At 70.6% G+C, this 10,562-nt stretch carries 6 protein-coding genes and 1 pseudogene; 4 read left to right on the forward strand and 3 right to left on the reverse strand.

The window, feature by feature from the left end:
• A pseudogene (locus tag JNL41_RS14555) lies at positions 1-201 on the forward strand (NAD(P)-dependent oxidoreductase); the annotation flags it as partial.
• 100 nt (positions 202-301) lie between these two features.
• The gene (gltB, locus tag JNL41_RS14560) at positions 302-4,885 is read left to right on the forward strand and encodes a glutamate synthase large subunit (protein WP_293476121.1); all 4,584 of its coding nucleotides are present in this window, start codon (positions 302-304) and stop codon (positions 4,883-4,885) included.
• Between the two features lie 48 nt (positions 4,886-4,933).
• Here gltB and JNL41_RS14565 read toward each other — a convergent pair whose 3' ends face one another.
• Positions 4,934-6,553: a peptide ABC transporter substrate-binding protein gene (locus JNL41_RS14565; protein WP_293476111.1), complete on the reverse strand. Its 1,620-nt coding sequence runs from the start codon at positions 6,551-6,553 to the stop codon at positions 4,934-4,936.
• Complete coding sequence (locus tag JNL41_RS14570; protein ID WP_293476113.1) at positions 6,550-7,344, reverse strand: hypothetical protein; 795 nt, start codon at positions 7,342-7,344, stop codon at positions 6,550-6,552. The genes JNL41_RS14565 and JNL41_RS14570 overlap by 4 nt, the downstream gene beginning before the upstream one ends.
• Positions 7,345-7,544: 200 nt before the next feature.
• Here JNL41_RS14570 and JNL41_RS14575 point away from each other — a divergent pair, with 200 nt between their 5' ends.
• The gene (locus JNL41_RS14575) at positions 7,545-8,906 is read left to right on the forward strand and encodes an erythromycin esterase family protein (protein ID WP_293476115.1); all 1,362 of its coding nucleotides are present in this window, start codon (positions 7,545-7,547) and stop codon (positions 8,904-8,906) included.
• A gap of 2 nt (positions 8,907-8,908) precedes the next feature.
• Here JNL41_RS14575 and JNL41_RS14580 read toward each other — a convergent pair whose 3' ends face one another.
• Positions 8,909-9,622 carry a PEPxxWA-CTERM sorting domain-containing protein gene (locus JNL41_RS14580; RefSeq protein WP_293476117.1) on the reverse strand — a complete coding sequence of 238 codons (714 nt, stop codon included), beginning with the start codon at positions 9,620-9,622 and terminating at the stop codon, positions 8,909-8,911.
• 361 nt (positions 9,623-9,983) lie between these two features.
• Between JNL41_RS14580 and JNL41_RS14585 the strand changes: the two genes are divergently transcribed.
• Positions 9,984-10,562, forward strand: a 579-nt coding sequence (locus JNL41_RS14585) for a hypothetical protein (protein ID WP_293476119.1), incomplete at its 3' end; no start/stop codon positions are given.

A 10,562-nucleotide genomic window follows, 5' to 3' on the forward strand; every position in this document is an offset into this window, starting at 1 on the left:
CTGGCCGTCACCCGCTGGGGCACGCTGAAGGCCGACCTGCGCACGCAGATGACCTCGATCCCGGGCGTCTTCGCCGGCGGCGACGTCGTGCGCGGCGCGAGCCTCGTCGTCTGGGCCATCCGCGACGGCCGCGACGCCGCCGAAGCCATCCACCGCTACCTGGCCGCCCACGCGGCCGGGTCCGCCATCGCCGCGGAGTAGTTCGATGAGCCAACGCCCCACCCAAGGAACGTCATCCCCGGGCGTGTCCCGGGGATCCATACACGCCGAGGTCCGAGATATGCCTGCGACGCCTGCGTTCATGGATGGCCGGGACAAGCCCGGCCATGACGTTCAGGGGGATTGGGCGGCGCGCTACGAACGCGACCGCGAGCGGCTGATCGCGGCGAACGGCTACGACATCACCGCCCAGCACGACGCGTGCGGCGTGGGCCTCGTCTGCGCCATCGACGGCAAGCCGCGGCGCGAGGTGGTCGAGCTGGCGATCCGCGCGCTGAAGGCCGTCTGGCACCGCGGCGCCGTCGACGCCGACGGCAAGACCGGCGACGGCGCCGGCGTGCTGGTCAGCGTCCCGCAGGACTTCTTCGCCGCCCACGTCGAGCGGATCGGCCATGTCGTGCGGCCGGGCCCCATCGCCGTGGGCCAGGTCTTCCTGCCGCGGGTCGACCTCGGCGCCCAGGAGGCGGCCCGGACCATCGTCGAGAGCGAAGCCCTGCGCTTCGGCTTCTACATCTACGGCTGGCGGCAGGTCCCGACCGACACCTCGGTGATCGGCGAGAAGGCCAACGCCACGCGCCCCGAGATCGAGCAGATCATGCTCAGCCCGCCCGGGGGCCTGGAGGGCGAGGACCTGGAGCGCGCGCTCTTCCTCTGCCGCAAGCGCATCGAGCGCCGGATCGCGGCGGCGAACATCCAGCACTTCTACATCTGCTCGCTGTCGGCGCGGGCGCTGATCTACAAGGGCATGTTCCTCGCCCAGCACATCGACGAGTTCTATCCCGACCTCACCGACCCGCGCTTCCAGTCGGCGGTGGCGATCTTCCACCAGCGCTACTCCACCAACACCTTCCCGGAATGGCGGCTGGCCCAGCCGTTCCGGATGCTGGCCCACAACGGCGAGATCAACACGCTCAAGGGCAACGTGAACTGGATGAAGAGCCACGAGATCCGCATGGCGGCCGGGGCCTTCGGCGACTACCAGGACGACATCAAGCCGGTGATCCAGCCGGGCGGCTCGGACAGCTCGGCGCTCGACAACACCTTCGAGGTGCTGGTCCGCGCCGGGCGCGACGCGCCGATGGCCAAGGCGCTCCTGATCCCCGAGGCCTGGGCGGCGCGCGCGGACGGCCAGATCAAGGAGGGTCACAAGGCCCTCTACGCCTACTGCAACTCGGTGATGGAGCCCTGGGACGGGCCGGCGGCGGTCTGCGCCTCCGACGGCCGCTGGGTGGTCGCCGGCAAGGACCGCAACGGGCTGCGCCCGATGCGCGTCGCCGAGACCTCCGACGGCCTGCTGATCGTGGGCTCCGAGGCCGGCATGTGCCGCGTCGACGAGAGCCGCATCGTGCGCAAGGCCCACATCGAGCCCGGCCGGATGCTGGCCGTGGATCTCGCCGAAGGACGCCTCTACCGCGAGGAGGAGACGCTCGACCGGCTGGCGGCGCTCCACCCCTACGACCGCTGGCTCGGCAACATCGTCGACCTCGAAGCCCGCATCGGCCCCGGGGTCGAGCCGCGCGCCTACGGCCGCGAGGAACTGATGCGCCGGCAGGTCGCCGCCGGCCTGACGCTCGAGGACCTGGAGCTGATCCTGGCGCCCATGGTCGAGGACGCGAAGGAGGCCGTGGGCTCGATGGGCGACGACGCGCCGCTGGCCGTCCTGTCGGAAGGCTACCGGCCGCTCAGCCACTTCTTCCGCCAGAACTTCAGCCAGGTGACCAACCCGCCGATCGACAGCCTGCGCGAGACGGCGGTGATGAGCCTGAAGACCCGCTTCAAGAACCTCGGCAACATCCTGGCCGAGAGCGAGGCCCAGACCGACGTCTTCGTCATGGACAGCCCCGTGCTGACCACCGGCATGTACGAACGTGTCGTGGGCGAGATCGGCGAGAAGAGCGTCGCGCGCATCGACTGCACCATGCCGATCCCGGCGGCGGACGCCCGCGGCGGCGACGCCCTGCGGGCCAACCTCGACCGGATCCGCGCCGAGGCGGAAGAGGCCGCGCTGAGCGGCCGCTCGACCATCGTGCTCACCGACGAGGGCTCGGGCCCCGACCGCGTGGCGCTGCCGATGGTGCTCGCGACCGGCGGCGTCCACGCCTGGCTGGTGGCCAGGGGGCTGCGCAGCTACGTCTCCATCGTCGTGCGCTCGGCCGAGTGCCTGGACACGCATGCCTTCGCCGTGCTGGTCGGCGTCGGCGCGACGGCGGTGAACGCCTACCTGGCGCAGGAGAGCTTCCTGGACCGGCAGGCGCGCGGCCTCACCGGCGAGCTGTCGCTCCGCGACCTCTGCCTGAACCACAAGAAGGCGATCGAGGGCGGCCTGCTCAAGATCATCTCGAAGATGGGGATCTCGGTGATCTCCTCGTACCGCGGCGGGCTCAACTTCGAGGCGGTGGGGCTTTCGCGCAGCCTGGTGGCCGAGTTCTTCCCCGGCATGCCGTCGCGGATCTCGGGCATCGGCCTCGCCGGTCTGGAGGCCAAGGCGGTGGAGCTGCACCGCAAGGCCTGGGATCCGGCGGCGATCGGCCTGCCGGTGGGCGGCTTCTACAAGGCCCGCCGCTCGGGCGAGGCGCACGCCTTCGAGGCGCGGATGATCCATGTGCTTCAGTCCGCCTGCGACCGCGGCGACTACGGGCTCTACCGGCGCTTCTCGGAGGGCATGGCGAACATGCCCATGATCCAGTTGCGCGACCTCCTGGACATCCGCCCGGACACCCGCGACGGCGCCAGGCCCGTCGCCCTCGACGAGGTCGAGAGCGTCAACGAGATCCGCAAGCGCTTCGTCACCCCCGGCATGAGCCTCGGCGCGCTGAGCCCGGAGGCGCACGGCGCGCTCAACATCGCCATGAACCGGATCGGCGCGAAGAGCGTGTCGGGCGAGGGCGGCGAGGACCGCGCGCGCTACAGGCCCCTGCCCAACGGCGACAACCCCAATTCGGCGGTGAAGCAGGTCGCCTCGGGCCGGTTCGGCGTGACCGCCGAGTACCTGAACGAATGCCGCGAGATCGAGATCAAGGTCAGCCAGGGCGCCAAGCCCGGCGAGGGCGGCCAGCTTCCCGGGTTCAAGGTGACCGAGCTGATCGCGAAGCTGCGTCACGCCACCCCCGGCGTGACGCTCATCAGCCCGCCGCCGCACCACGACATCTATTCCATCGAGGACCTGGCCCAGCTCATCTACGACCTGAAGCAGATCAACCCCGACGCCCGGGTGACGGTGAAGCTGGTCGCCATGACCGGCATCGGCGCGATCGCGGCGGGGGTGGCCAAGGCCAAGGCCGACACCATCCTGATCTCGGGCAACGTCGGCGGTACGGGCGCGAGCCCGCAGACCTCGATCAAGTACGCCGGCGGGCCGTGGGAGATGGGCCTCTCCGAAGCCCATCAGGTGCTGACGCTGAACAACCTGCGCCACTTCGTGCGCCTGCGGACCGACGGCGGCATCCGCACCGGCCGCGACGTGGTGATCGCCGCGATGCTCGGCGCCGAAGAGTATGGAATCGGCACCGCCAGCCTGATCGCCATGGGCTGCATCATGGTGCGCCAGTGCCATTCCAACACCTGCCCGGTCGGCGTCTGCACGCAGGACGAGGCGCTGCGCGCCAGGTTCGCCGGCACGCCCGACAAGGTGGTCAACCTCTTCACCTTTATCGCCGAGGAGGTGCGCGAGATCCTGGCGCGCCTGGGCCTGCGCTCGCTGCAGGAGGCGGTGGGCCGCACCGACCTCCTGATGCAGGTGAGCCGCGGCGGCGAGCACCTGGACGACCTCGACCTGAACCCGCTGCTGGTGAAGGCCGATCCGGGGCTCAACAAGCCCTACTGCACGGTCGCCGGGCGCAACGAGGCGCCCGACACGCTCGACGCCCAGATCGTGCGCGACGCGGCGCCGTTCCTGGAGCGCGGCGAGAAGATGCAGCTCACCTACACGATCCGGAACACCATGCGGGCGATCGGCGCCCGGACCAGCTCGCACATCGTGCGGAAGTTCGGGATGGACGGCCTGCGGCCCGGTCATCTCACCGTCCAGCTCAGGGGTTCGGCCGGCCAGAGCCTGGGGGCGTTCGCCGTACAGGGCCTGCGGCTGGAGGTGACCGGCGAGGCCAACGACTACGTGGGCAAGGGCCTCTCGGGCGCGACCATCGCGATCCGGCCCACGCCGGGGCTGGCGAACCCGCACCGGCAGGCGATCGTCGGCAACACCGTCCTCTACGGCGCGACCTCGGGGCGGCTGTTCGCGGCGGGCCTGGCCGGCGAGCGGTTCGCGGTGCGCAACTCGGGCGCGGTCACCGTCATCGAGGGCTGCGGCGCGAACGGGCTGGAGTACATGACCGGCGGGACGGCCGTGATCCTGGGGCCGGTCGGCTTCAACTTCGCGGCGGGCATGACCGGCGGCATGGCCTTCGTGCTCGACGCCGAGGGCGTGTTCGAGCGGCAGCTCAACGCCGAGAGCGTGGTCGCCTGCCGCGTCACCGCGGCCCACTGGCAGGGCGTGCTCAAGGACCTCGTCGAGGAACACCGGCGCGAGACCGGCTCGGCGCTCGCCGACGATCTCCTGCGCAACTGGGACCTCGCCGTCGCCCGGTTCTGGCAGGTCTGCCCCAGGGAGATGATCGCCCGCCTGGACCACCCGCTCGAGGCCGAAGGCGCCGTCCACGCGCGGGCGTAGCCGGCCGCCCTCTCCCACGCCGCCGCGAGGCCGGGCGCGGGGATCGCCTCACCTCTTCAGGCACATCCACCTGGAGCGGTGGAAGTTGGGGGCGTTGTCGACCCAGCCGGTGACGCGCCGGGAGACCAGGTTGCGGTTCACCACGAAGAAGATCGGGATGCTGGCCTCGTCGTCCAGCATGAGCTGCTCGGCGCGGGCGAGGATCGTGGCGCGCTTCCCCAGGTCGGGCTCCTGGTCGGCGGCGGCCAGCAGGGCGTCGTAGGCGGGGTTCTTGTAGTCGCCGTAGTTCTGCGCGCCGGTGTCGCTCTTGAAGAGGCCCAGGAAGGTGACCGGATCGTTGAAGTCGCCGTACCAGCTCATCGAGCCGATCTCGAAGGCGCGGTTTCGGTAGGCGGCGAAGGCGACGCCCGCCTCGTTCTGCTCGATCTTCACGTCGACGAGGCCCAGCGCCCGCCAGTCGGCCTGCACCGCCTCCATGAGCAGCAGCGTGTCGGTGTTGTTGGGCGTGGTGATGGTGAGCGCGAGCGGCCGGGCCTTCGAGTAGCCGGCCTGCGCCAGCAGGCGCTTCGCCTCCGCCGTCCGCTGCTCGAAGGTGAGCCCCGCCCAGCGCACCTTCGGCGTGTCCTTGACGTAGCCCGCGGTGATCGGCGGCACGAACGAATAGGCCGGCTGCTGGCCCGCGCGCAGCAGCTTGCCCGTGATGAACGCGCGGTCGACGCTCATCGAAAGCGCGCGGCGCACGCGCACGTCGCGGAAGGCGGCGACGTCGCGGGTGTTGAAACTGAGATAGGCGGTGGCGAGCGACACGTCGGTGTGCGCCACGCCCGGCATGGTCTCCTTCAGCCGCTGGTAGCGGTTGGACTGGAAGCGGGTGTTGAGGTCGAGTTCGCCGCGGGCGACCCGCCGCTCGGCCGAGACCACGTCGGGGGTCGGATAGTAGTTCACGCGGTCGAGGCAGACGTTCTTCGCATCGTAGAAGTACGGGTTCTTCTCGGCGGTGATGCGGTCGCCGAGCTTCCAGGCGGTCAGCTTGAAGGCGCCGTTGGAAACGTAGCGGCCGGGCTTCACCCAGCCGTCGCCGTACCGCTCCACCACATGCTGCGGGGCCGGGAAGAAGCTCTGGTGCTTCGTCAGTTCGGGCAGGTAGGGCACGGGGTGGATCAGGCGGATCACCACCGTCTTCGGGTCGGGCGCCGAGACGCCGAGCGCGGTGAGCGGCAGCTTGCCCTCGTTGACCTGCTGGCCGTTCTCGATGGCGTAGAGCAGGTAGGCGTAGATCGACGCCGTCTTCGGATCGAGCGTGCGGCGCAGGCCGAAGACGAAGTCGTCCGCGGTGACGGGCGCGCCGTCCGACCATTTCGCGTCGCGCAGGTGGAAGGTCCAGACGAGGCCGTCGGGGCTGGTTTCCCAGTGGGTGGCGGCGCCGGGGATCGGACTGGCGTCGGGGGCCTCCGTCGTCAGGCCCATCATCATGTCGTTGATGATCGAGGACTCGTCGAGAAGGTTGGCCTTCTGCGGGTCGAGCGTCTGGGGCTCGGAGTTGTTGCCGTATTCCAGGCAGACCTGCCCGGCCGGGCAGGCCGCCCGCTGCGGAGCGCTGCTGCAGCCGGCGAGGACCAGGGCGACGAGGAGGCATGGCCCGGGCGCGAGGGACCGTAGAGCGATCATGCGCCCGGTATGGGCAACAAGTGCTTCGGGTTCACCTGAAATCTGAAGGGCGCGTAGGTCTCGTTCCGGTCGAACAGCCACAGCGCGTTGGCGTAGACGGAACTTGCGTGCCCGTACTTCTCCGCTTCGATGCGCACCTGGAGCTGCAGGCAGAATTCCGTCAGGGCGGCCGACATGCCGCCGACCTGCCCGCCATACATCTCCATGAGCATTTCCCAGTCCATGATCTCCCGTCGGCAGGCCGCCCCGAAGTATTCTAGGATATCCAGGCACTTCGTGTACTTGTTGTACGTCTTGCGATCTGCATCCCTCATCGAGATCAGGATTGTGGCGATATACTGCGCCTTGGTCGGTATCTTCGTCGCGTCTCCGCCGAACTGTTCGTCGAACTCCGGCAGCTTCCTGTCGTACTCGTGGGTCAGGGCCCGGACCAGATCGCGCGACTGTGTGAAATCGGCTGCGTTCCACATCTTATGCACTTCGGCATAGAGCGTCGCGACGCGCGCGCGGTTGGCCTCGATCGCCTGGTTTCTCGCGAAGCGGATCGCGTACCAGGCGATGACCGCGACCATGATGTTGGCGATGGCCGACGCTGCGCCCAGCCAGCCGGCGAGCACGCTGTGGTCGCCCACCACCCAGGCGTCGACCTGCGGCTTGCCCAGCAGGCCGGTCGCCGCGGCGTGGAGGAATGCGACGACCGCCGCAAAGCCCGCAGCGAGGCCGAGCGCGGCGCAGAAGAGGAGCCCTGCGCGCCAGACGCCCGACTGCATTCCGATGTCCCTGTCCGCCATGTCCCCCTCCGCGGGCAGGAGACCATGGCTTCTCGCGGGAAGGAAGCCGGCGGGCGGCGGCGCCCCGTCGCGCCCGGTCCGACGTCTGCGCCGTTCGCAGATCGCGCGCCGTCATTTCGCCTTGCTTCCAACCCGGTTCCGCCGGGAACCCGCGCCACGGTCTGGAGGTTCTCCCAGTTCGCGTCCGGAGTAGCTTGGCCATGCCCGACATCGGTTCCCCCGTCGAGCGGCGTCAGGTCGGGCGCGACCGCCTGCTGCCCCGCGGACCGGCGGGCGTCATCGCCGCCGCGGCCGAGCCGCTCCCTCCCATCGACGACCCCGAGTTCGGCAGGCTGTTCGACCGGTTCGGCGACGCCCGCGTGGTGCTGCTGGGCGAAGCGAGCCATGGGACCAGCGAGTTCTACCGCGCCCGCGCGGCCATCACCCGCTGGCTGATCGAGCATCGGGGCTTCAGCATCGTGGCGCTGGAGGCCGACTGGCCCGACGCCCAGGCGCTGGACGCCCGCGTGCGCGGCAAGCCCCGCCCGCCCGGCGGCGCCTTCGCGCGGTTTCCGCAGTGGATGTGGAAGAACCGCGAGTTCGACGGCTTCCTGCGGTGGCTCGCCGCCCACAACGCCAGCCACGGGCGCGGCTCGCAGGCCCGGATCGCGGGCCTCGACCTCTACAACCTCGCCGGCTCGATGCGGGCGGTGGTGGACTACCTGGAGCGCGTGGACCCCGAGGCGGCGAAGGTGGCGCGCGAGCGCTACGGCTGCCTGACGCCCTGGGCGCAGGAGCCGGCGGCTTACGGGCGGATGGCGGTGTCCGGGCGCTACGCGGCCTGCGAGGGCGCGGTGACGGCCATGCTGCGCGAGATGCTGGACCGCCAGTTCCGCGAGCGCGGCCGCGCCGACGAGGACCTGCTGGACGCGGCGCAGAGCGCGCGGCTGGTGAAGGACGCCGAGGCCTACTACCGGGCCATGTACTACGGCGGCGCGGAGGCCTGGAACCTGCGCGACACGCACATGTTCGACACGCTGAAGGCGCTGCTGGACGCCCGGCGCGACGCCAAGGCGGTGGTCTGGGCGCACAACAGCCACATCGGCGACGCGCGGGCCACCGAGATGGGCGCGATGCGCGACGAGGTGAACCTGGGCCAGCTCTGCCGCGAGGCCTGGGGCGACAGCGCCCGCCTGATCGGCTTCGGAACCCATGCTGGCACGGTGGCCTGCGCCGACGACTGGGACGGACCGATGGAGGTCAGGGACGTGAAGCCCTCGATGGCCGAGAGCCACGAGCGGCAGTCGCACAACGCGGGCATCGACCGGTTCCTGCTCGATATGCGGCCCGAGGCGCGCAACGGCGTGCGCCGGGCGCTGGCGGACCCGCGGCTGGAACGGTTCATCGGCGTGATCTACCGCCCCGAGACCGAACGCTGGAGCCACTACGCCGACTGCCGGCTGCCCGAGCAGTACGACGCCTGGGTCTGGTTCGACGAGACCACCGCGGTGACCCCCCTCGCCCCCGAACACCCCGCCGACCACCCCACCGGCGCGGAGGACACCTGGCCCTTCGGCCTCTGATCTCAGAGCGGGAAACCTGCGTCGGCTCGGGGCGCGCCAGGACGGCCGCACATCTTGCTGTGCGCCAGGCGCCGGCGCAGGGACGCGCCGGCCAGGCCGAAGCCGGCGATCAGCATCGCCCACGAGCTCGGCTCGGGGATCCCGCCCTGGGTGGGGAGCGTCTCGTCGAACCTGAAGACGATGTTCTGTACCCCGCCGATGTAGGCGTCGGGGCCGAAGATCAGCGCGATCGGCTGGTTGCGCGCGGCCGTGACGTTGAAATGCACCGTCGTCAATCCTGTCGGATTGGTGGTCACCGACCCGGTGGATAGGGTCCCTCCCGTTGAATAGAGCTCCCAGCCGATGTCGACCGCGGCGTTGGGCCAGCCGCCGAAGTCCGCCGAGACCAGCGTGATGTAGCCCCCCGCCAGGTTGTTGTTGAACAGGGCCACCGCGCCCCGGGTGGTATGGCTGGAGTCCTCGACATAGGCCGCGGAGCTGCCGCTGTAGCTGTCGGGCCAGTAGTTCAGCCCTCCGACGGGGACGTAGCCGTCGGCGAGCCGCATGTTCTGCACCACGACGTCGGGCACGCTGCCGAACAGTTGGGAGATCTCGTCGCCGCCGTTGACGCACCCGCCGTCGCAAGAGCCGGGGCCGTAGACGATGGTGTGGGTCGCCGCGAGGGCGGGCGCCGCGAGCGCGAGGCTGAAGGCCGCAGCCAGGATCAGGGACCGCATGCTCACGCCTCCACGCCGCGGCGCGGGCGCAGCGTGGCGCCCATGCCTCCGGCCGGTTCCGGTATGCCGCCGACTGCGGCCGGGCGGCCCTCCGTCCACGCACACAATCCCAGCGCCATCGCTGCGCCCAATCCTGCAGACTTCATCTCCACCCCCAAGCCGCACAAGCCGTCCCGCACCCCGGACCCTCGCGCAGACCTTGCGTCGGGCAAGCCGGCCGGTTCTGCGACGCCGAGACGATGGGATGCCGATGATTTGCCGATGGCGGCGCGTGGATCCGACCGCGTTTCCGCGCCCTGTTCTTCGTCTCCACATTCTACGTCCGCTTCTGACGCATGAGGCCTCCACGCTCCCAGCCGACATGTGGGACGCGCTCGACATCACCGAGGAGGACGCCCAGGGGCTCGCGGAGATCGCGCGGCATGACCTGGAGCTGGCGCGGGACTTTGCGCGCCGCGCGCTGGCCTGCGAGGACAACGCCGAGGCCGGCGGGCTGATGCGCGACTACCAGCGCGCGGCGCGGTCGTATCGCCAGACGCTGGCGGTGAAGGCGCGGCTGAAGCGGGACCTGTCGGCCGCCGCCCGGATGCAGGCCACCACGCCCCGGCCCAGGCCCGGCGGCGTCGCCGTCGCGCGCCGCATCGGAGAGCTGCGCACAGCGCTCCTGCGCGTGGCCTGGGACGAGGCCGAGCGGACCGAGGCCGAGGCCGCCGAACTGGGCGAAGAGGCCGTCGCGTTCGCCGACGCCGCCGAGACGCTGGCCTGGTATCGCCAGGAGATCGAAGGGAACATCGCCGAGGACCGCCGGAAGGACGACTTCGCCGGCGAGCCGCTGGACGATCACGTGGCGCGCATGGCGCTGGACCTGGGCTTCAAGCCCGACGAGAGCGCCCGCTGGCGCGACCTGCCGGATCCGCCGCAGGCCGCCCTCGACGCCGAA

The sequence above is a fragment of the Phenylobacterium sp. genome (assembly GCF_016793285.1).
Lineage (GTDB): Bacteria > Pseudomonadota > Alphaproteobacteria > Caulobacterales > Caulobacteraceae > Phenylobacterium.